Annotated in this window: 20 protein-coding genes; 19 read left to right on the top strand and 1 reads right to left on the bottom strand. The window is 57.8% G+C overall.

All coding sequences use genetic code 11. The features are described 5' to 3' along the window. Positions 1-541: 541 nt before the first annotated feature. On the bottom strand, positions 542-889 hold the full coding sequence (locus tag HMPREF3044_RS13610) for a hypothetical protein (RefSeq protein ID WP_005393841.1): 348 nt from the start codon (positions 887-889) through the stop codon (positions 542-544). A gap of 36 nt (positions 890-925) precedes the next feature. Between HMPREF3044_RS13610 and HMPREF3044_RS03470 the strand changes: the two genes are divergently transcribed. The 19 genes from HMPREF3044_RS03470 to HMPREF3044_RS03380 all read left to right on the top strand — a co-directional run bounded on the left by HMPREF3044_RS03470 (position 926) and on the right by HMPREF3044_RS03380 (position 20,601). After that, positions 926-1,594 carry a tetratricopeptide repeat protein gene (locus HMPREF3044_RS03470; protein ID WP_005390204.1) on the top strand — a complete coding sequence of 223 codons (669 nt, stop codon included), beginning with the start codon at positions 926-928 and terminating at the stop codon, positions 1,592-1,594. Continuing rightward, on the top strand, positions 1,594-2,577 hold the full coding sequence (locus HMPREF3044_RS03465; RefSeq protein WP_005390203.1) for an HAD-IIA family hydrolase: 984 nt from the start codon (positions 1,594-1,596) through the stop codon (positions 2,575-2,577). The genes HMPREF3044_RS03470 and HMPREF3044_RS03465 overlap by 1 nt, the downstream gene beginning before the upstream one ends. Further along, the gene (locus HMPREF3044_RS13050; protein WP_005390202.1) at positions 2,577-2,753 is read left to right on the top strand and encodes a hypothetical protein; all 177 of its coding nucleotides are present in this window, start codon (positions 2,577-2,579) and stop codon (positions 2,751-2,753) included. The genes HMPREF3044_RS03465 and HMPREF3044_RS13050 overlap by 1 nt, the downstream gene beginning before the upstream one ends. 417 nt (positions 2,754-3,170) lie before the next feature. Beyond that, on the top strand, positions 3,171-3,983 hold the full coding sequence (locus HMPREF3044_RS03455; RefSeq protein WP_005390201.1) for a TlyA family RNA methyltransferase: 813 nt from the start codon (positions 3,171-3,173) through the stop codon (positions 3,981-3,983). After that, complete coding sequence (locus HMPREF3044_RS03450; protein ID WP_005393848.1) at positions 3,980-4,825, top strand: NAD kinase; 846 nt, start codon at positions 3,980-3,982, stop codon at positions 4,823-4,825. Before HMPREF3044_RS03455 ends, HMPREF3044_RS03450 begins: the two co-directional genes overlap by 4 nt. 64 nt (positions 4,826-4,889) lie before the next feature. Then, complete coding sequence (gene recN, locus HMPREF3044_RS03445) at positions 4,890-6,560, top strand: DNA repair protein RecN (RefSeq protein ID WP_070739332.1); 1,671 nt, start codon at positions 4,890-4,892, stop codon at positions 6,558-6,560. A gap of 231 nt (positions 6,561-6,791) precedes the next feature. Next, positions 6,792-7,961: a putative cytokinetic ring protein SteA gene (steA, locus tag HMPREF3044_RS03440; protein ID WP_005390196.1), complete on the top strand. Its 1,170-nt coding sequence runs from the start codon at positions 6,792-6,794 to the stop codon at positions 7,959-7,961. 15 nt (positions 7,962-7,976) lie between these two features. Next, on the top strand, positions 7,977-8,987 hold the full coding sequence (locus HMPREF3044_RS03435) for a copper transporter (protein WP_070739330.1): 1,011 nt from the start codon (positions 7,977-7,979) through the stop codon (positions 8,985-8,987). Then, a complete protein-coding gene (locus HMPREF3044_RS03430) occupies positions 8,987-9,601 on the top strand; it encodes an NUDIX domain-containing protein (protein WP_005390193.1) in 615 nt (204 codons plus the stop codon). Before HMPREF3044_RS03435 ends, HMPREF3044_RS03430 begins: the two co-directional genes overlap by 1 nt. A gap of 2 nt (positions 9,602-9,603) precedes the next feature. Then, on the top strand, positions 9,604-10,686 hold the full coding sequence (gene xerD, locus HMPREF3044_RS03425) for a site-specific tyrosine recombinase XerD (protein ID WP_070739327.1): 1,083 nt from the start codon (positions 9,604-9,606) through the stop codon (positions 10,684-10,686). Between the two features lie 337 nt (positions 10,687-11,023). Continuing rightward, positions 11,024-11,920 (top strand): ParA family protein, encoded by an 897-nt coding sequence (locus HMPREF3044_RS03420; protein ID WP_005390191.1) that lies wholly within the window; start codon positions 11,024-11,026, stop codon positions 11,918-11,920. Then, positions 11,917-12,762: a segregation and condensation protein A gene (locus HMPREF3044_RS03415; RefSeq protein ID WP_005390190.1), complete on the top strand. Its 846-nt coding sequence runs from the start codon at positions 11,917-11,919 to the stop codon at positions 12,760-12,762. The genes HMPREF3044_RS03420 and HMPREF3044_RS03415 overlap by 4 nt, the downstream gene beginning before the upstream one ends. Positions 12,763-12,892: 130 nt before the next feature. After that, positions 12,893-13,423 (top strand): SMC-Scp complex subunit ScpB, encoded by a 531-nt coding sequence (scpB, locus tag HMPREF3044_RS03410; RefSeq protein WP_005390189.1) that lies wholly within the window; start codon positions 12,893-12,895, stop codon positions 13,421-13,423. 124 nt (positions 13,424-13,547) lie between these two features. Continuing rightward, positions 13,548-14,813: an adenosylmethionine--8-amino-7-oxononanoate transaminase gene (locus HMPREF3044_RS03405; protein WP_070739341.1), complete on the top strand. Its 1,266-nt coding sequence runs from the start codon at positions 13,548-13,550 to the stop codon at positions 14,811-14,813. 463 nt (positions 14,814-15,276) lie between these two features. Continuing rightward, positions 15,277-15,936 carry a dethiobiotin synthase gene (gene bioD, locus HMPREF3044_RS03400; protein ID WP_070739324.1) on the top strand — a complete coding sequence of 220 codons (660 nt, stop codon included), beginning with the start codon at positions 15,277-15,279 and terminating at the stop codon, positions 15,934-15,936. A gap of 232 nt (positions 15,937-16,168) precedes the next feature. Further along, a complete protein-coding gene (locus tag HMPREF3044_RS03395; protein WP_070739321.1) occupies positions 16,169-17,218 on the top strand; it encodes a pseudouridine synthase in 1,050 nt (349 codons plus the stop codon). Continuing rightward, positions 17,215-17,877, top strand: a complete 663-nt coding sequence (gene cmk / locus HMPREF3044_RS03390; protein ID WP_005390185.1) for a (d)CMP kinase — start codon at positions 17,215-17,217, stop codon at positions 17,875-17,877. Before HMPREF3044_RS03395 ends, cmk begins: the two co-directional genes overlap by 4 nt. Beyond that, positions 17,874-19,487, top strand: a complete 1,614-nt coding sequence (gene der / locus HMPREF3044_RS03385; protein WP_005390184.1) for a ribosome biogenesis GTPase Der — start codon at positions 17,874-17,876, stop codon at positions 19,485-19,487. Before cmk ends, der begins: the two co-directional genes overlap by 4 nt. A 151-nt stretch (positions 19,488-19,638) precedes the next feature. Beyond that, positions 19,639-20,601, top strand: a complete 963-nt coding sequence (locus tag HMPREF3044_RS03380; protein ID WP_005390183.1) for a sugar-binding transcriptional regulator — start codon at positions 19,639-19,641, stop codon at positions 20,599-20,601. Positions 20,602-20,627: the final 26 nt, after the last annotated feature.

Raw genomic sequence — 20,627 nt, 5'->3', positions numbered from 1 at the left:
GAGAGTAGGACACCGCCGACCACAAACATAAAGCCGATGGCCACCACTTGTTGGTTGCCATCGGCTTTTTCTGTGCGGACTTGAGTAACAGAGGTCTATCATTAGCTGTCGCCATTCCTTCGCATATTGCCGATTCCTTTTCCTTCTGCTCGCCTCGCACGTTGCGGTTTGTTAGGGCCCGTCGGAGCCAACGGAGCTGACCATTGTCCTCGTGGCACCTCAGCGAATGTCGAGTCTCGCTTTGCGACTTTGGTTAATACCTTCCAGCCAGTACAATTGCCTAGGCATATTCGCGATCTGCGTGGAGAGTTGCTTTCTCGTTGGACGGATTTAGTTACGGGTTCACCTATCCTTCGGGGATGGAGATCCGTTGAGTGATTCGTAGGATTAATGACGTGTTCATTTCCTGTGCCTTCGGGTTAGAATCTGTGCAGAGGAACGATCCACGCAGAGCTGTTGCAGTTGGCCCTAGAGCAGGTTGCTGCGGCTCCTTTAAAAGAAGTTGACGGACGTGAACTGCCGTGTGTGCGGCGGTTCTACATTATTGATTTGAAAAAGGAAAGTAGACGGTATGACCCCACGGGATGATTTCCACAACGGACGCGGCGATTCCGGACGACGTGGCGACGGCGGTCGTCGCGGAAACGGAGGAAAGGGCCGTCGTTGGGATGCCCGGCGAGGGCAGTTCGTTGACGTCGCCTTTTCCGATGACAAGGGTCGCCCGGCCAAGCGCCGTAACGGGGGCAACGATAGGGAAGGTTCCGGCGATGACCGCCGTCAGCACGGCAACCGGAGGGACGGCAATCGTGGGGGCAGAGGTAACCGTACCCTCGATAAGAAGCACAACCAACAGCGTGGAGGTGACCGTGGCGGTCACCGTAACTCGCAAGGAAAAAGGCCGTCCTTCCGAGACGAGCGGCTTGCCGTGCACGCAAATGAGCCCGATCTGCCGGAGGACATTAACGTCCGCGATTTGGACTCGAGTGTGCGCCAGGATCTTCGTTCTCTTTCCAAGGACAACGCGGATGCTGTTGCCAAGCACATGATCATGGCGGCAACGTGGATGGCTGATGATCCGAAGCTTGCTCTGGAGCATGCTCGTGCGGCAAAGAATCGTGCTGGTCGAGTGTCCGTCGTTCGTGAGACCAACGGCATCGCAGCTTATCACGCCGGCGAATGGAAGGAAGCCCTGTCCGAGCTTCGCGCTGCTCGCCGAATGAGCGGTGGACCGGGGCTTATCGCCGTGATGGCTGATTCAGAACGTGGTCTCGGTCGTCCTGAGAAGGCTCTTGAGCTTGCACGTGAAGAGGATCTGTCAGAGCTGAACCGTGCTGACTCGATCGAGTTGGCGATCGTACTCGCTGGTGCCCGGCAGGATCTTGAACAGTACGATGCGGCGATTACCGAATTGACAAAGCTCAATCCTGATCCGCATGCGACCGATCCTGAGTCGGCTCGACTCGACTATGCTCTGGGCAACGCCTACGAACTCGCTGGTGACAAGCCAAAGGCGCGTGAGTGGTTCGAAATTGCTCGGAAGGCTGACGTTGATGAATTACTGGATGCAGGTGAGCGTCTAAAGGAGCTCGGCTAATGCGGCTCATAGATTGCTACGACGCACTTCTCCTTGATCTCGATGGCACAGTCTGGATGGGTGATGAGCCCATTCCTCATGCTGTCGATGCTTTGGCGGGATGCGCGACGCGGAAAATGTACGTAACGAATAACGCGTCCCGTGGTCCGGAAGCTGTTGCCACAAAGCTGGAGGGAATGGGCTTTGAGGCTACGCGCGATGACATCTTGACCTCGGCGATGGCTGCCATTGATATGTGTAAGCGTGAGCTACCTTCCGGCAAAGTGCTTGTGCTCGGAACTGAATCTTTTGTCGATCTCGTGCGCGAGGCCGGCTATGAACCGGTCAACTCAGCTGATGAGAATCCTGTTGCGGTATTGCAAGGGCACAACCCCGATACCGGGTGGCGGCAGCTGTCTGAGGCATCGCTTGCTATTCACAATGGTGCTTTGTTCTTCGCGTCGAACCTGGATGCGACGTTGCCACAGGAGCGGGGCCTGATGGTGGGAAACGGCTCGATGGTGGAGGCAGTCGTGCACGCCACCGGTGTCCGTCCACATTCGGCTGGTAAACCGGAGGCCGAAATGTTCCATGATGCGGCGCGGCGGATGGGCTCTCGCGTACCACTGGCTGTCGGCGATCGACTCAATACCGATATTGCTGGTGGCAATGCCGCAGGAATGGATACGCTGCACGTGATGACCGGCGTTTCAGGGCATCACGCGCTCGTTGCCGCAGTGCCGGCTGAACGCCCGTCGCTCATCGCAACCGATTTGCGGGATCTTTACTCCCCGCTCGAAAGCCTCAAGCCCGGTCGGCAGGGAGACTTCTCTGCCATGGTGAAAGGCAACGATGTGGTTCTTGCCGGCGGGCGCTCGGATTCCACTGCTATGCAGGCTTTGCGTACCGTGCTTGACGTCGTGTGGAAACATGACGGTCCCACCCCGACGAGCATTATCCCCACCTCTACAGTGGCTGAAAAAGTATTGGCTGAGTGGCGCTAATGACCGGAGTAGGAGGGGATCGCCAGGCAGCGCCCTCCCCAGCGCAGTTATACGAGAAGACCCGACCTCTTACGGAGCGAATCGACGAGATTTTAGATACCCCGTGCGATTCGTTGGCCGACGAGGCGAAGATTCTGACAGATGCGTACGCCATCCTTAACGCTGAGCTCCGTTAAAAGGAGCGACGTGGCGACGAGTTTGCAATAACCGGTTTTTCTGGCGCAGGTGTCTTGCTTAGATACCTGCGCTTCTGCTTGCTCTAGCTGTGGTGGAATGATGCGCGGGCATCTTTTGGCACCCGTTGTGGTTGCTGTTTTCCTTTCTTGGTTGTTTCCTCTGTCTCGTATCTGTACGGAAAGGAAGTGACGGGAATGAACCGTAGTGATGGTGGCTGCGTTATTCTATAAAGCAGTACGTTTTAGCTATATAGTCCGCTGGCGCGAGAACGATGCCATCCTTTCCGCTCAGAGGAAATGGCGCGGTTCCTGCGCCTGAGTTGCGGTTTCCGGTGGATAATACACCCATGATGCCGCCCCTCAGAGCGCTCACGCTGCTGCAGACAGGGCATAGAGGAAACTAGAAAAGAGGCTGCCATGGTGCAACATCGTCGGCTCGATGCGGAGCTCGTGCGGCGAAAAATCGCCCGCTCCCGGGAGCAGGCTCGGCAGCTAATTACAGATGGCCATGTCTTTGTTGGTGGGTTTAAAGCATCGAAGCCCGCGACGGGTGTGACAGGTGATGTCTCTATTCGCGTGGAGGGAGACATCGATGACTACGCTTCGCGTGGGGCACACAAGCTTATTGGTGCCCTCGACGCATTTGAACCGCGCGGGCTTGATCTGAAGGGGAAAAAGATCCTCGATGCCGGTGCCTCCACCGGCGGTTTTACCGATGTCTGCTTGCGCCGTGGTGCGCGAGAAGTTGTCGCGGCAGATGTGGGTTATGGACAGCTCATCTGGCGCTTGCAAAACGACGAGCGTGTCACAGTCCTCGATCGTACGAATATTCGCTACATAACGCCGGATCTGACAGGTGGCCCTTGTGACATGATGGTTGGTGATCTGTCCTTCATCTCACTTCGCCTCTGCCTTCCGCCCATACTCGGGTGTGTGAAGGAGGGTGCGGACCTTCTTCCAATGGTGAAGCCACAGTTCGAGGTTGGTAAGGATCGGCTGGGACACGGCGGAGTCGTAAGCTCACCAGAGCTTAGAGCAGAAGTAACTATTGATATCGCCCGATTCGCGCAGGAACAGGGCGCGGGGTTGCGTGATGTTGTGGCTTCACCGCTTCCCGGGCCCAGTGGCAATGTGGAGTACTTCCTCTGGCTCACCCGTGGCGCCGAGCCGATGAGCGACGAGCACATTGTCGATCGAGTACACACGGCTGTTGAGGAGGGCCCGCAATGACCGATAAACGCGCTGTATTAGTCGTGTCCCATTTTGAGAGGCACGACGTGGATAAAGCCGTGGAACTTCTGCACTCCTACGGCATCAGAGTTGTGTATGACCTTCCCACTGATGACCAGCGTCGAGACGTGGAGCTCGTGCTATCTCTTGGAGGAGACGGAACGTTTTTGCGCGCGGCAGAGATTGCCCGCCAGGCGGATCTTCCAGTGTTAGGGATTAACTTGGGTCACGTCGGGTTCCTTGCTGAGTGGGAAGCTGATTCGTTGGAAACAGCACTCCACGCTGTAGCGGATCGGCAGTACCGTGTTGAAGACCGGATGACGCTCGATGTCACAGTCTTTAACGAGGACGGGAAAATTCTCGAAAAGGGTTGGGCGCTGAACGAATGCTCGCTGGAAAAGTCACAGCGGCGAGGTGTGTTAGATTCGATTCTCAGCGTCGATGGCGCGCCTGTGTCAAGCTTCGGCTGTGACGGTGTCATAGTGTCCACTCCAACGGGTTCGACGGCATATGCATTCTCTGCGGGAGGCCCGATCCTTTGGCCGTCCCTGGATGCCATTCTTGTCGTTCCAAATAATGCACATGCGTTGTTTGCTAAACCCCTCGTTGTCAGTCCGCAGTCGAGGGTGGCTGTGGACACGCGGAAGTCAGCGCATGCGGTCTGTGATGGCTTTAGAGTTCTCACTGTCCCCGAGCGCGGGAGAGTCGAGGTGCAATACGGTAGCCAGAAGGTACGGTGGGTGAGGATGGACGATTCCACATTTACAGATCGCCTGGTCACCAAATTCCGTCTGCCTGTGGAAGGCTGGCGGAGGCGTGTACCGTGGGCAGAGTCGCGGTAGCTGTGGATGCCCAAAAGGTCGAACGGTGCGATGCCACAGCCCAAAGTGATGTGAAGGAGATCGCATGCTCTCGGAGCTAGCCATTCATAATCTCGGTGTCCTTACCTCTGCCGGTGCGCAGCCCGGTGCAGGGTTGACCGTCGTCACAGGTGAGACCGGTGCCGGCAAGACAATGGTGGTGGAGAGCCTACGGCTTCTCAAAGGCGACCGGGCGGATGCTAGCCGGGTCCGGACTGGTGCGTCGAAGGCAATGGTCGAGGGCCGTTTTGTTGTCGATGAGCGGAAGCGCGCAGCCGTCGAAGAACGTGGCGGTGAGATCGATGAAAACGGTGAAGTGATCATTACCCGTTCAGTCACCGACCAAGGGCGGAGCAAAGCGTATTTGGGAGGTCGGGCGGTTCCTGCGGGAGTTCTTCGTGAGTTTACGGCTGACCTTATCACCATCCACGGGCAGCACGATCAGCTTCGGTTGATGTCGGCGGATGCTCAACGCGATGCCCTCGATGAGTCCGATCCAGCGATCATTCCTTTGCGGGAAGACTACGCAGCATCCTACGCATCCTGGCGGTCCCTGGCGAAGGATCTGAAGACTCGCGTAGAAAAGCGAAGGGAGCTCGCGCAGGAAACAGACCGCTTGCAGTTTGCGATCACAGAGATTTCCACGGTCGCGCCGGAGGCTGGCGAGGAGGAAGAGCTAGCAACGTCTATCCATCGGTTGCAGAGCGTGGATCAGCTCCGAGAAGCGGCCTCGACGGCTCTGGCGCTCATCGATGGTGAAGAAGATTCTTTTGAGGACACATCCGCTGCAAGCGCACTGGGGGAGGCTCAGGCTGCTCTGGCCAGCGCAGGTGACCCTGAGCTGAGTCGTCTTTCTGATGTCTTGTCCGAGATTACTTCACAGCTAGCGGAAGTCTCCGTGGATCTCGGACGCTTTGTAGACGATCTTCCGCTCGACCCCGATGCATTGGACAAGGCTCTCCGACGGCAGCAGGCGCTAAAGGGGCTGACACGCAAATATGCTCCGGATCTTGCCGGTGTCATTGAGTGGTGGCACAAGGCGGAGGCGAAACTGGCAAAACTCGACGTGTCGACCGAGAGCCTAGAAGCCTTGAAGAAGAAGGTTGTTGCCGCGGAAAAGAGTATGCGGGCAAAGGCAAAAAAGCTAACGGCCGCACGCGCCACGGCAGCGACCGCGTTGTCTACCGCTGTGACGTCCGAGATTCACGGTCTGTCCATGGGCAACTCTCGTTTCGACGTAGCAATAGAAAAGGCCAAACCGTCGGCTTCCGGGTTCGACCAGGTTGAGTTCCAGCTCAATGGTAAGAAGATTGCGGCGAGTGCATCCGGTGGTGAGCTCTCTCGCGTCATGCTCGCGATCGAAGTGATTGTGAGCCAAGGTGGTGCGACGCTCGTTTTCGACGAGGTTGATCAGGGCGTCGGTGGGCGAGCAGCTGGGCAGATTGGCAAGCGTCTCGCCCTATTGGCCAAATCCAATCAAGTCATTGTGGTGACACATCTGCCGCAGGTGGCAGCCTATGCACAGACCCACGTTTTTGTCTCCAAGGATGTTGAGAAAGACGAAGCAGAATCCGCTGTTAGGGTGCTATCCGGTGAAGAGCGGGTGGAGGAAATCGCCCGGATGATGGCTGGCCTCGATGACACAGCGACGGGACGCGCGCACGCAAAGGAGCTGTTGGAGCTGGCTTCGGAGTTCAATAAGCAGGGTGATTCTTAGGGAGGCGGGATCTTCAGTAGTGCCCTTCGGGGCGGGACGTGACCGTGTGCCATCCTCGCACGAGAGGAAAAGTTCGCTATGTATCGCCAGTTTCTCGGTGGCTGACTGCGCTCGCATGGTTCGTTCTGAGCCAAAAGGATGGCGGCTCCCCGTACTCCGTTTGGGGCATGTGGGAGTGCCATCCCGCGCGCCTACCGCACCTTAGTCCTGCTCACGTGCACAATAGTGGCCATGAGTCTGTTCGGATCTGGGAAAGATTTGCCGGGTATCACCGGCACGCTGAGAGAGTGCCCCGCTCACCTGCGAAAATTGAGCGCGGGGGACATCGCGCTAGTGGATGTAAGCGATATGACGCGGACATTCGCCAGCCGGCTTGCCGAGGCTTCTCCGGCGGCGGTTGTCAACGTTAGCTCGTTTGTATCCGGATCTGTCCCGCACTTCGGCCCGCAGATGCTTCTCGACGAAGGTATCGTCCTCATCGAGGGGGTGGGAGCGGAAATTCGCTCTGTGGTGAAGAGTGGCAAGAAGGTGCGCATCGATGGCGACGGCGTATACGTGGGAGACCGACTCGTTGCTCGAGGCACCCGGGTCACGCCGGACATCGCGGAAGAGAATTTTCGCACTGCGCAAGCGTCTCTCGTGGATCGGATGGAGGCCTACTTTGGAAACGCCATCGAGTTCATCCATTCCGAGGCTCCACTGCTTGTCGACGGTGTCGGGGTTCCCGATCCTGGCATTGACATTGAGGACCGGAAGGTGCTGATTGTCGGCCCGTGTGATGATCTCCCGCAAGAGTTGAAGAAGCTGAAGAATTTCATCCGCGAGTATGATCCGGTTCTTATCGGTGTGGACCGCGGGGCGGATGTGCTCACTGATTCCGGCTACAAGCCCGATCTCATTGTCGGTGATCCGTCGGAGATTTCAGCCGATGCGTTGCGTAGCGGTGCACGCGTGGTTATGCCTGCGGACCCCGATGGCCACGCCCCCGGTTTGGAGCGCATTCAGGATCTGGGTGTCGGTGCCATCACGTTTCCGGCATTGAGTAAGGAATCCACGGAGCTGGCCATACTGCTGGCTGATTTCCACGGTGCTTCAATGATCGTTCACCTGGGCACCCCCGTTGATCTGCAGACAGTTTTTGCCGGTACGACCGAGCAGCCCTCGGCTCTCCTCACCCGTTTCAAGGCTGGTGGGAAGCTTGTCGACGCTCGGGCGGTTTCCGATCTCTATGTCATGCAGGACACGTCGGCCGTTGCCTGGGTGTGGGCACTTTTCGGCCTCATCGTCCTCGCTGCCGTCACCGTTCTCATTGCTGGGTTCTCTGGAGATGGCACTTTTGGCGAGAACCTGGTGACAACGTGGAACAACGTCGCTCTGACCGTTCAGAGTTGGTTTAAGTAAAGGAGGATGAGTTCTATGGCACGTGTAAACCCAACAGCTGCAGTGACAGCAGGAATCATGTTCGGTCTGGCAGGTGGACTCGTTGCGGGCACGTACCTCCTTGCGCCGAGCCTGTCAGGCTCACCCATCGGTGGCGTGAGCGACAAGCTCGCAGTCGCTGAGCACGATGCGGCTGTGTACCAAGCCCAGGCTAAGTCTGCAGATAGTTATATCGCTGATATCGCGGAGGACACGGTGCGGGGCCGGCTAGCTGACAAGCCCGTTGTCCTCATCACCACCCCGAGCGTAAATGAGGAGGATTTTGGCCATATTGACTGGCTGTCGAAGATCGGCGGTGCTCCCTCAGTGACACGCATTACTCTGACCGACTCGTTCCTCACCCAGGATTCCGCTGAACCGCTTAAATCGCTTGCCGCCACGACACTGCCTGCGGGGATTCAGCTGAGCGAGGATAACCGATCCGTGGGAACACACATGGGTGAGCTCATCGGTGCGACGTTGTCTGAGAGCCCCACGAATGTGGCTGCACCGTCAGACTCTCCCTCCAGCGAGCAACCAGAGTCTCCCGAGGATGAGGGGGAGAACGAGAATCAGGGTGAGCAGAAGCCGTCGACAAGCCCTGTTGGACAAGATGAGCGCAACCTTGTTTTTGGGGCTTTGAAAGAGGCCGGTTACCTCTCCTATGAGGGGGACGTGCCCACTGCCGCCGCAGTTGTACTCGTCACCGGCGACTCCGACGGGAGGGAAGACTCCTTCCGCGTGAGCCAGTATGTGGACTTCGCGCGTGCGCTGGATAAAAGCGGGCTTCCCACGACAGTTGCGGGGCGACTGCCCGCTGCCGGCCCCGACGGATTGATTGGCAGACTGCGAACGAACCAAGAGGATGCGTTGAGCGTATCTACCGTGGATTCCATTGACCGTTTCTACGGGAGGCTCGCAACCGTGCTGGCTACGGTCGAGCAAATCTCTGGCGGCTCCGGTTCTTACGGCACAGCGGACAAGACAGATGCGGTGGCACCAGCATAATGAGTTTTGATTTTTCGGTTTTGTCATCTGAGCACCTCCTCGATGCCCCTATCATCTCCGTCCGGCGTGATCTCGTTACGATGCCGACCGGTGAAGCGAATCGGGAAATCGTCGAGCATTTTGGTGCCATCGCGGTCGTCTGTGAGAAGGATGGAGCGATTGCGCTGGAAAAACAGTATCGGCACAGTGTGGGCGCACACCTCTGGGAGCTGCCTGCCGGCCTCTTGGACAAGCCAGGTGAGACGGCTCTCGAATGCGCGCAGCGGGAGCTGAAGGAAGAAGTGGGACTGGCTGCGGGTTCCTGGGCGCTCATCACGGATTTGGTTACTAGCCCGGGCTTTTGCGATGAGGCTGTCCGCATCTTCCATGCCACGGATGTCTCGAAGACCCTCCGACCGGAGGCGGAAGATGAGGAAGCAGACCTCACCTGGGAGTGGGTTCCGCTCGACACTGCCAGGCGCATGGTTCTCGATGGTGAGATCTGTAACTCCATCGCCATCGCCGGGATCATGTGCTGTGGCGGAAAAGAGCGCAGTGTTGACACACCATTCAGCCTCCGCCCCGTGGCGCTTGCCGACCGAAAGCGAGCTTTGCAAGCTGGCGGTCGGCCCTAGGAATGGTGAAGACGAATCCGGCGGAGCCCGTCTCGAACCCGCGGCGCTCCATCAACAGCCGTGACTGGGGAGAGCGTCGCGGAGCGCGTGGCGAAAGTCGCGGAGCGCAGACAAGCCAGCGCGAAACCGAAGACTCTGCCGACACGGCGGATTCTCGCCCGTTGCGGAGTGGAAACCGGCATCAGGCGGAAACATCGGCAGCGAAGGTTGCCCGCCAGTGGATCACTTACCTTACTGTCGAGCGTGGCAAGGCGCGGAATACGATTGCGAGCTACCGACGTGATCTCGCTTCCTACCTCGATTTCGTGGGGGAGAGGTCTCTGGATTCCATCGCTGCGACCGACATTGAGGCATTTCTTCAATCCCTCGGCAGGCACGGGCTCGCCGTTACCAGCGTACGACGGATGCTCTCGACCATCCGTGGCTTCCACGCCTTTGCACGCGACGAGGGAATTGTCGCTGATGACGTAGCACATGACATCACGCCCCCGGCGATGCCTCAGCACCTCCCAGACACGCTTAGCGTGGACGAGATAAACACCCTCATTGAGTCCCAAGCTGGCGACAGCGCTGTTGCTTTGCGGAACAAGGCGCTTCTGGAGCTCCTTTACGGAACGGGCGCACGCATCTCCGAGGTCCTCAGCCTTGCGGTGGATGACATCACCGCGTTGGAGGAAACCGATGGCATTCTCGTGCTTACTGGCAAGGGCGATAAGCAACGTATCGTTCCCGTAGGTTCTCACGCACGGCAAGCCGTGGATGCGTATCTCGTGCGTGGCCGTCCGCAGCTGAACAAGGGGAAAAGCGCAGCCTTGTTCTTAAATGTGCGCGGAGGTAAAGCAATGTCCCGGCAATCAGCGTGGCAAGTGGTCAAACAAGCTGCGACGGAGGCCGGCATCACGAAAGACATCTCGCCGCATACTCTTCGTCACTCGTTCGCCACCCACCTCCTTGAAGGCGGGGCAGATGTCCGCAGCGTCCAGGAGCTCCTCGGTCACGCCTCAGTGACAACTACGCAAATCTACACTCACATCACCGCTGATTCTCTCCGCGCCATGTGGCGCACGGCGCACCCGCGCGCCTAAGGAGTGAGGGTGCGCAGCGAGGTGACGGGGGCGTCCTTGTGCCTTAGTGAGCGTAACGACGAAGCGTCGACAAGCGAGATCCCGGGACAAGGAGCAGAAAGACGCGGAGAAAATTGCCGAATGACAACTCCGAGGAGAAGGCCCCTGGCACAGTAAAACTAACGGTGAAGTGCATGTTGAGGGTTTGGACACGCGCGGCGATCGCGTCGTGGGTGCCGGAGATGCGTTGTAGACTTTAAAAACAAGAAGAAGCTAATTACGGCGCTGTAATTCCCCGCAGGAGAAAAATCCTTTTTCGACTCGGGTGCGGTTGTTGGTGAATGTTCATGGAGGTGCTGTGTCCACGCGCGATGATGACGGACTGTTTAGCAAGTCCGACCTGCCGGCAGATTCCGAGTATGGTCTGACCGGCCGTCCGCTGCGCACGATTCCGGAGCCACCGGAGCTGACCACGCACGGTCCGGCAAAGATTCTCGCCATGTGCAACCAAAAAGGCGGCGTGGGAAAGACAACCTCAACGATCAACCTCGGCGCCTGCTTGGCTGAGCAGGGACGCAAGGTGTTGCTCGTGGACCTCGACCCCCAAGGCGCCCTCTCTGCGGGACTCGGAATCCGCCAAGATGAGCTGGATCTCACTGTGTACAACCTGCTGGTGGATACCGATGCCACCATCGAGGAAACGGTCATGTCTACCCGTGTCCCGGGGATGGACATTGTTCCGGCGAACATCGACCTTTCAGCAGCGGAAATCCAGCTCGTTAACGAGGTCGGTCGCGAGCAAACTCTCGCCCGTGCATTGCGTCCGGTGATGAAGGAATATGACTACATCGTCCTGGACTGCCAGCCCTCCCTGGGGCTCCTCACTGTGAACGCCCTGACCTGTGCACAAGGTGTGATCATCCCAATGGAATGCGAATACTTCTCGCTGCGCGGGCTTGCACTCTTGACAGACACAGTGGAGAAGGTGCGTGACAGGCTCAACTTTGACCTCGACGTGCTGGGGATCTTGGTCACTATGTTTGACCGGCGTACGACGCACTCTCGCGAGGTTATGGACCGGCTCGTCGACGTTTTTGGCGATAAGGTGTTTGACACGGTCATTACCCGAACTGTGCGGTTCCCCGAGACCTCCGTCGCAGGCGAGCCGATTACCACGTGGGCTCCGAAGTCCCAGGGGGCCGAGCAGTACCGAAACTTGGCCAAAGAGGTCATCGAACGGACCACACTCGAGTGAGCCCTGTAACGAATATCAGCGACGACGCGTCACTTTCTCAAAAAGCCGAACAGCCGGAGCTCACCGGGTTCCGCGTCGCGCTTCACAACTTTGAGGGCCCCTTTGACCTGCTTCTGCACCTCATTGGCAAGAAGAAACTGGACATCACCGAGGTGGCCCTAGCGGAAGTGACGGACGAATTCATCGCGTACACGCGCGCGTTGGGGGAAACCGCCGACCTCGATGAAACGACGCAGTTCGTACTCGTCGCGGCAACGCTCTTGGACATCAAGGCTGCCCGCCTGATTCCCCATGGTGAAAGCGATTCCGAGGAGGAGTTGGAAGCTCTCCGTGAACGGGAGCTACTCTTCGTCCGACTTCTCCAGTACCGGGCCTACCAGAAGGTTGCGGCACTGTTCCGGAAATGGGAGGCGGAGGCCGACAAAATTTACCCCCGCGAGGTCTCGATGGAAGAACCGTTCGTGGACGTGTTGCCCCCGCTGCGCCTGGATATTGACCTGGCAGACTTTGCCACGTTAGCTGCGAGCGTCTTTCGCCCGCATAAGGACGAAACGGTGGACACCGGTCACCTGCACCAAGTAGAGGTTTCCGTCCCCCACGAGGCTGGCTTCCTTCTCGATACTCTCTCGCTGGCTGGTAAGGGTACGTGGATGACTTTTTCCACCCTGACCCGTGACTGCACCGTCACAATGGAGATTGTCGGCCGTTTCCTCGCGTTGCTCGAGCTCTTCAAAGCACACGCCGTGGACGTGGATCAACCCGTGCCGCTCGAAGAACTCAATGTAGCCTGGACGGGGAAGACAGTGGATCCAACGGTTGTTGCTGCTGCGAACTGGGACTAGGAAAGTGCCCCTTCTTCCGTCGCGGCATTAATCATCTGAGAGGCTTCTGGAATTGATTATTGGGCAACGTTGAGAGTTCGTTATTTTGTGAAATGACCGCTTGAATAAACGTATTGAACGGAGTTTAATCATGGGTATGCAGTTACGGTCTGAGTTGGAATCCATTCTATTGGTGGTGGATACTCCTGCGACTGTTGCGGCGCTAGCTGCGGCGACAGAGCACTCAGAGGACGACGTTGCTACCCAGTTGCGGGCGATGTCCAATGATTTCAGCGGCCGGGGTAGCGGGATAGATCTCCGTGAAGTTGACGGAGGTTGGCGCTTTTACACCCGGCGCGAGAACTCCCGCGTTGTGGAACGTTTCATCACAGGTGGAAGCCATACGAAACTCACGAAGGCGGCAATGGAGACTCTAGCGGTCGTGGCCTACCGCCAACCCGTGACGCGTTCTCAGATTTCTGCCATCCGTGGCGTGAACGTCGACGGTGTGATGCGCACGCTGAGCCTTCGCGGGCTCGTTCGCGAATGCGGCACAGAGCAGGGTGCAATTCTCTATGAAACGACGGAGCTTTTCCTTCAACATTTGGGTATCGATTCGCTTGACCGGCTGCCAAACCTTGCCCCCTTGCTGCCGGAAGTAGACCAGATTGAGCAGATATAACCAAGATGAAATAGAAACGGATGCAGTCGATGTGTCGGACGTCGCTACGTCATCCGACACCGCCCATTCACCGGGTATGCCCACTGCACTGGGCGTAGCTCATGGCGTGATTGCGGATGATGAAATGAATTCAGCCGATAGCGTTCGTGAGTCACTAGACTGGGAACTCATCGCCTTTGATCGGGAGCATCTCTGGCACCCCTATGCTCCCACCCCCAACACGTATCCCCACGTGCTCGTTCATGGAGCAGAGGGGGTCTACCTTTCCACAACTGAGGGGAAGCTCATCGACGCCATGAGCTCCTGGTGGGCTGCAGCTCACGGTCACCGCCATCCGGAGATTGTGGAGGCGGCCAAGAAGCAGATTGACACGTTGGAGCACGTTATGTTCGGTGGCCTGACGCACGAACCAGCGGTGCAGCTTGCTAGGAAACTTGTACAGCTTACGGGCCTTCAACGCGTCTTCTACTCTGACTCGGGATCCGTTTCCGTCGAGGTGGCAATGAAGATGGCGCTCCAATACCAGCGGGGGAAGGGCCACCCGGAAAAGAATCGATTTCTGACCTGGCGCAGTGGCTACCACGGCGACACGCAAGGACCCATGAGCGTGTGTGATCCCGAAGGAGGTATGCACTCTATGTGGGAGGGGACCCTCACGACACAGATCTTCGCCCCCGCTCCACCTGTCCTGGGTGCAACGGAGGCAGAACAGGACGCGTATGTGGCGGAATTCGAGAGCTACATCACCGACTCGGTGGCTGCCGTCATCGTTGAGCCTCACGTTCAAGGCGCTGGGGGGATGCGCTTCCACGACACAGCACTTGTGGAGAAAGTAGTGGAACTCTGCCACAAGCACGGAATTTTGTTCATCGCTGACGAAATCGCCACCGGCTTTAAGCGGACCGGACCGATGTTCGTCACCACAGGTATGGGTGTGGACATCATGTGTGTGGGCAAGGCATTGACCGGGGGCTTCTTAAGCTTCGCAGCAACACTCACAACCAGTGAAGTCGCCGAGGTCATTGGGACACTGATGCATGGTCCAACCTTCATGGGCAACCCACTTGCGTGTGCGGTATCGCTGGCCTCAGTCACTCTGATGGAAACGGCACCGTACGACATTGCACACATCGAGTCGGTGCTCACCGAAGGACTAGCACCAGCGAGGGACGTGCCCGGGGTAGCTGATGTAAGAGTGTGTGGTGCTATCGGTGTCATCGAAATGAACCACGATGTGGACATGATCGCTACGACTCGGGCTGCAATGGACGAAGGAATCTGGATTCGCCCATTTGGGCGCCTCATTTACGCTATGCCACCGTTTATCTGTAGCGATGACGAACTCGCCACAATTTGCCGGGGCCTTGTATCCGCTGCCGCACATGCGTAGCTCTTGCGGGAAACCGACACCAGCTGTGAGAGACAGCGAGAGTCCCACAAAAACGCAACGCGCAGTTGGCGAGAACATTCTCGAGGCTGCCAGGGAAACCAATTGGTGGTCAGTGGAAGCCCCAGTCGAACGGCCAGAAATGGATGTGCCTCCAGAGATGGTTGTGCCTAGGGAATACCTAAAGAATGACTAAGGAACGACAAAGGAACAATTCGGCGCAGCGCCAAGCAACGCTACGCAGCGCCACGCAGCTCCAAGAAGCGCCAAGCAACGCCACTCAGCACCAATCGCAACGGTAAACACAATGACGCAACGTGAGCTGCGCAGCCCCATTTTAGGGCTCCCTCCGACTAGAAGTCCGGGCAGCTGCGGGGCACGGCAGCAACCTGAGTGCTCAGGGAATGGCGCAGAAACCACGGGAATGACGCAACACTAAGGAAATAGAGAAAGAGAGAAATTAGGAATGAAGATAGCAGTCACTGGAACCAACACCGATGTAGGAAAGACGATCGTCACTGCGGCGTTGGCAGTAGAGCTCAATCGTCGAAACGTTGCAGGTGGGCAATGGCACATGATCAAGCCAGTGCAGACGGGAGTCAACGATTCGGACGCGCGGACCGTGCGCCAGCTCACCGGCATCGAGACTGAAGAGGTCATGCACTACCCGGAGGCTCTCGCCCCCGATCAGTCGGCTCTGCGAGCGGGGATCGAACCGGCGACGCTGGAGGAGGTAGCCGCTGAGGTGGACAAGCGTGACGGTAATTACCTCGTCGAAGGTGCAGGCGGCATTCTTGTTCGTCTCGGGCAGGACTGGACCTTCCTTGACTTGTGCCTCACTCTGAATCTGCCAATTATTGTCGTCACGTCCATGCAGCTTGGTTCCCTTAATGCAGCTGAGCTCACCGTGTCACACATTCGCTCCCGCGGTGTCACGGTGCTCGGTGTCATTGGCGGCAGTTATCCGGCAGATCCGGACTTGCCCACTCGCCTGAACGTCGATGAGATGGAGGCAAAGACGGGAGTGCCCTTCGCTGGTGTAATGCCAGAGGGAAGTGGGACCCTTGGGAAAACAGAATTCGCCCGTGTCGCAGCTGAGCTGAAATTGAATAAATTGGGTCTGTAGTGTACCGTTGCCCCGTCGAGCGTCTTCCGAGTTCAACGGTGGGCGCAGGAAACGACCGGCTCCACGGGATCGCCAGATAGCGAAGCGCGTGGAGGGCTAGAATCGGATTCAGATCAGCGCGCGCACCACCATGCACGTGCTGAATGGTGGCACCACGGCACTGATCAGGGAACCGATGAGCTAATCTGCGAACCGATTAGCTAAAAACTCTACAAACGAAGAAGGAATATTTGTGACACCATCCGCTCGCCGAGACGGCACACCGGGAAGGAACAAAGGCCGTAATGGCGGCTCCTCATCCCGGTCATTCAGCAAAAATACATCAGGAAAAGGCAAGGGCGCGAAGCGCTCCCACAAGAACCCGCACGCGCGCGACTATGAGCAGCCCCGCACCGGTGGTGCGGCAGGCGGACGAAACGGTCGACGGGCACAATCACAGGCTCCGGGGCATTCTCGTCGCGCCGAAGACGTTTACATCTCCAAGGCCAAGCCTGCACGTCATCAGTATGTCCACGGCGGTCACTCCGGTGGAGGAAGTGCCGGCGCCGAAGGTGGCGTTCGTCTGCAGAAGGTTCTCGCGCAAGCGGGTGTGGCTTCCCGTCGCATGTCGGAGGAACTGATCGCTCAGGGTCGCGTCGAAGTCAACGGTGAAATAGTCATGCGTCAAGGCGTGAGGGTTGATCCGGATACCGCGGTGATCCGCGTCGATGGAGTGCGTGTCAAGGTGAACGAGGATCTCGTCTACATCGCTTTGAACAAGCCACTAGGTGTGCAGTCGACAATGAAGGACGACATGGGGCGCCCGTGTGTCGGCGATATTGTGGGTGAGAAGGTGGATGCGGGTCTGCATCTGTTCCACGTCGGACGCCTCGATGCGAAAACAGAAGGTTTGTTGCTGCTCACCAACGACGGCGAGCTTGCTAACCGTCTGATGCACCCCAAGTACCACGTCTCCAAGACATACCTTGCCACGGTCCTTGGTGAGGCCGATCGCGAGCTGGTGAAGAAGCTTCGCGAGGGTGTCGATCTAGAGGATGGCATTGCTAAGGCTGATTACGTTCAGATCGTTGACACCTACGAAGGGCGCTCCCTTATCCGTGTCGAACTACATGAGGGGCGCAAGCACATAGTCCGTCGCATGTTGAAGGAGCTTGGCTTCCCCGTGCAGCAGCTTGTGCGCACAAAGATTCACACTGTTCAGCTCGGGGAGCTGACCCCCGGCGCGATCAGGCATCTCAACGATTCTGAGCTCCGCGCTCTTTACAAGGCGGTGGAAATGTGATTATTGCGATTGATGGGCCATCAGGAACCGGAAAGTCCTCTGTTTCCCGTGCCGTAGCCACACAACTCGGTGCCAAGTATCTCGATACCGGTGCGATGTATAGGATTGCCACCCTTCACGTATTGCGTGGTGGTATCGATCCTGCAGATGCCACCGCAGTTATCGAGCGGACGGCGGATGTGCCACTGCAGGTCTCCGACGATCCCGCAGACACGCGCGTCTTCCTGGCAGGTGACGATGTTTCTGCCGAGATTCGCGGTCCGGAAGTGACGGCAGCTGTTTCCGCTGTATCGGCGATCCCCGAGGTTCGCGAAAACCTCGTTGCCCAGCAGCGTCGCATCGCAAAAGAGGCTGGCGATATCGTCATGGAAGGGCGTGACATCGGTACTGTAGTGCTTGTCGACGCTCCAACCAAGGTGTACTTGGACGCTCGCCCGGAGGTCCGGGCACAACGTCGCCACGACCAAAATCTGGCGGCAGGAAAGCAGTCGGATTATGACACTGTCCTCGCCGACGTCATTCGTCGCGATGAGCGTGACTCCAGCCGGAAGGCATCACCGCTCCGCCCTGCAGAGGATGCCACTATCATCGATACGTCTGACCTCACCATGGACGAGGTCATCGCTGCCGTCATCAACGCCTACCAGGAGGGAAAATGACCGATAAGCCAGTTAATGAAACAGACGGTGACGACATCGTCTTCGTCTATCCGGCTGCGGACGGAGGAGAGATCTCCGCTGATGATGCCTTCTTGGAAGAAGATGTAGAAGTTACGGGCGGTGGTTACGCCAACTCCGAGTTCGAGCCCTACGACTTCGACTTTTCCACTTTCGATGAGGAGATCGACGGGTTGGATGACGATGATCTGACCGATGAAGCTAAGTGGGAAGAGCTGGAGCGTGCGTTCGGTGTAGAGAAGCCCACACACACGGAGGAAGCCCTGTGTACGGTCGCTATTGTCGGTCGACCGAATGTTGGCAAGTCTTCACTCGTGAACCGCTTTCTCGGACGCCGCGAGGCGGTCGTGGAGGACACCCCCGGGGTCACCCGTGACCGCGTGAGCTACCTCGCTGAGTGGAATGGACAGCGCTTCTGGGTGCAGGATACGGGTGGCTGGGATCCGGATGCCAAGGGTATCCACGCGGCCATCGCTCGCCAGGCGGAAGTTGCAATGGAGACCGCTGATGTCATCGTAATGGTGGTAGATACCAACGTCGGGATCACCGCTTCCGATGAGGTCATGGCTCGTAATCTGCAGCGTTCGGACGTACCCGTGATCCTCGTGGCGAACAAGGTAGACTCTCCGAAGCAGGAGGCAGAAACCGCAGAGTTTTGGGGCTTAGGTCTCGACTACCCGTACCCGGTTTCCGCACAGCACGGCAAGGGTGGTGCAGATGTCTTGGATCAGATTCTCGAACTGTTTCCTGACGAGCCACGCCAGACGTCGATCACGGAGGGGCCACGTCGTGTCGCTCTCGTTGGCAAGCCAAACGTGGGTAAATCTTCCCTTTTGAACAAACTGTCCAACGAGGAACGATCCGTTGTCGATAACGTCGCCGGAACCACCGTCGACCCTGTCGACTCGCTGGTGCAACTCGAAGGTGGCCTGTGGAAGTTCATCGATACCGCAGGGCTGCGTCGAAAAGTAAAAAATGCCTCCGGTCACGAGTACTACGCCTCCCTTCGCACCAAGACCGCGATCGATGCAGCCGAAGTCTGTATCCTCATCATCGATGCCTCGGAGCCGATTTCCGAACAAGACCAGAAGCTGCTGGGGATGATTGTGGAGTCGGGCAAGGCTCTCGTTATTGCTTTTAACAAGTGGGACCTCGTAGACGAAGATCGAAGGGACTACCTCGACCGGGAGATTGACGAGCAGCTGGCTCATGTTCCGTGGGCGAAGCGGATCAACATCTCGGCCAAGACAGGGCGTGCACTGCAAAAGCTTGAGCCTGTCATGCTCGAGGCACTTGAGTCCTGGGATCAGCGTGTGTCCACAGGCCAGTTGAACAACTGGCTGCGGCAAGCTATCGCCGCCAACCCGCCGCCGATGCGCGGTGGCAGGCTGCCACGCGTGCTTTTTGCCACGCAAGCATCCTCCCAGCCACCGGTCATCGTCTTGTTCTCCACAGGGTTCCTCGACGCGTCCTATCGGCGCTACCTGGAACGCAAGTTCCGTGAGCAGTTCGGGTTCGAGGGTACTCCCGTGCGGATCGCGGTCCGCGTGCGTGAACGGCGCGGTGGCAAAACCAACCGAAAGAAGCGTTAGCTCTTTTCTGCAGCATGATGAGTGTGCTGATGTAGGCCCCGGCGGCATCCCCAAAGGAGGGTGCCACCGGGGCTTACCTTGTGGAGTGATGAGGCTCACGAATATCGAGCCATGTACGGACAGACGCATGCCGTAGCGTAAGCTAAAACCCATGGATTCGAGGATTGCGCTGGCCATCGACACCGCTAAGCTTTACTACGTCGAGGGGCTTTCTCAATCCGAAGTCGCAGGAAAACTAGGTGTGTCCCGCCCGACGGTGTCCAAGCTTCTCACCCTTGCCCGGGATGCCGGATATGTGCGCATTGAAATCGATGACCCCCGTACCTCTAGCTCAATCCTCGCCGAACGCTTAAAGCAGGCCTTCGGGCTAACCGAAGCGCGGGTGGTTCCAGCAATTACGGCAGCATCTGGGGCGACAGTTAACGATGCGCCCTCCCTTTCTCTCATGGAGCTCGGAAAAATAGGGGCTCAGCTGCTCGATTCCCTTGTCTCCGATGGCGACCTCATCGGCGTGAGCTGGGGAAACACCCTGCACGCTATTGCCAATCAGCTGCATCAGAAAACAGTGACTGGCGTGCGGATTGTCCAGCTAAAAGGGGGTCTATCACACTCGGCGCACAGCACCAACGATTTCGACACCATCTCAAAGTTCTCCGAGGCGTTCTACGCCCCCGCGCATCTTCTGCCACTTCCCGCAGTTTTCCAATCTGCAGAGGTAAAGCGATTGGTGGAGCAAGAACCGTTCATTGAACAGCTGACTTCGCTCGCCCGCGAGTCCACGATCGCTGTTTTTACAGTCGGCGCGGCCAGCCCGGATTCCACGCTTTTGCAGCTGGGATATTTCAGTGACGCGGATGTAGAGCGGATCCTCGTACACGCTGTGGGCGATATTTGCTCCCGGTGGGTCACAGCCGACGGTGAGATCGCGGTGCCTGAAATCGATGCCCGCTCCGTGGGGATTAGCCTCGCAGATCTGCGAAAAGTTCCGGTGCGGTTACTCGTAGCGGGAGGGTTAGAGAAAGCAGCTCCTCTCCGCGTCGCCTTGGAAAAGGGGATGGCCACCCATCTCGTGACAGATGCGACCGTCGCCGAGCATATTCTCCAGACCCTTTAGCACGCACCGGTAGGCAGACGCATACC

The organism is Corynebacterium sp. HMSC073D01 (assembly GCF_001815555.1).
Taxonomy (GTDB): Bacteria; Actinomycetota; Actinomycetes; order Mycobacteriales; family Mycobacteriaceae; genus Corynebacterium; species Corynebacterium glucuronolyticum.
This window is presented reverse-complemented; position numbering and strand designations above follow the sequence as displayed.

Excerpts from the sequence above, each read along its gene's own strand:
- HMPREF3044_RS03465 (WP_005390203.1), top strand. The coding sequence starts at position 1,594 with ATGCGGCTCATAGATTGCTACGACGCACTTCTCCTTGATCTCGATGGC.
- scpB (WP_005390189.1), top strand. The coding sequence starts at position 12,893 with ATGGGTATGCAGTTACGGTCTGAGTTGGAATCCATTCTATTGGTGGTG.
- der (WP_005390184.1), top strand. The coding sequence starts at position 17,874 with ATGACCGATAAGCCAGTTAATGAAACAGACGGTGACGACATCGTCTTC.
- HMPREF3044_RS13050 (WP_005390202.1), top strand. The coding sequence starts at position 2,577 with ATGACCGGAGTAGGAGGGGATCGCCAGGCAGCGCCCTCCCCAGCGCAG.
- steA (WP_005390196.1), top strand. The coding sequence starts at position 6,792 with ATGAGTCTGTTCGGATCTGGGAAAGATTTGCCGGGTATCACCGGCACG.
- HMPREF3044_RS03455 (WP_005390201.1), top strand. The coding sequence starts at position 3,171 with ATGGTGCAACATCGTCGGCTCGATGCGGAGCTCGTGCGGCGAAAAATC.
- HMPREF3044_RS03405 (WP_070739341.1), top strand. The coding sequence starts at position 13,548 with ATGAATTCAGCCGATAGCGTTCGTGAGTCACTAGACTGGGAACTCATC.
- HMPREF3044_RS03430 (WP_005390193.1), top strand. The coding sequence starts at position 8,987 with ATGAGTTTTGATTTTTCGGTTTTGTCATCTGAGCACCTCCTCGATGCC.
- HMPREF3044_RS03380 (WP_005390183.1), top strand. The coding sequence starts at position 19,639 with ATGGATTCGAGGATTGCGCTGGCCATCGACACCGCTAAGCTTTACTAC.
- bioD (WP_070739324.1), top strand. The coding sequence starts at position 15,277 with ATGAAGATAGCAGTCACTGGAACCAACACCGATGTAGGAAAGACGATC.
- HMPREF3044_RS03450 (WP_005393848.1), top strand. The coding sequence starts at position 3,980 with ATGACCGATAAACGCGCTGTATTAGTCGTGTCCCATTTTGAGAGGCAC.
- HMPREF3044_RS03435 (WP_070739330.1), top strand. The coding sequence starts at position 7,977 with ATGGCACGTGTAAACCCAACAGCTGCAGTGACAGCAGGAATCATGTTC.
- recN (WP_070739332.1), top strand. The coding sequence starts at position 4,890 with ATGCTCTCGGAGCTAGCCATTCATAATCTCGGTGTCCTTACCTCTGCC.
- xerD (WP_070739327.1), top strand. The coding sequence starts at position 9,604 with ATGGTGAAGACGAATCCGGCGGAGCCCGTCTCGAACCCGCGGCGCTCC.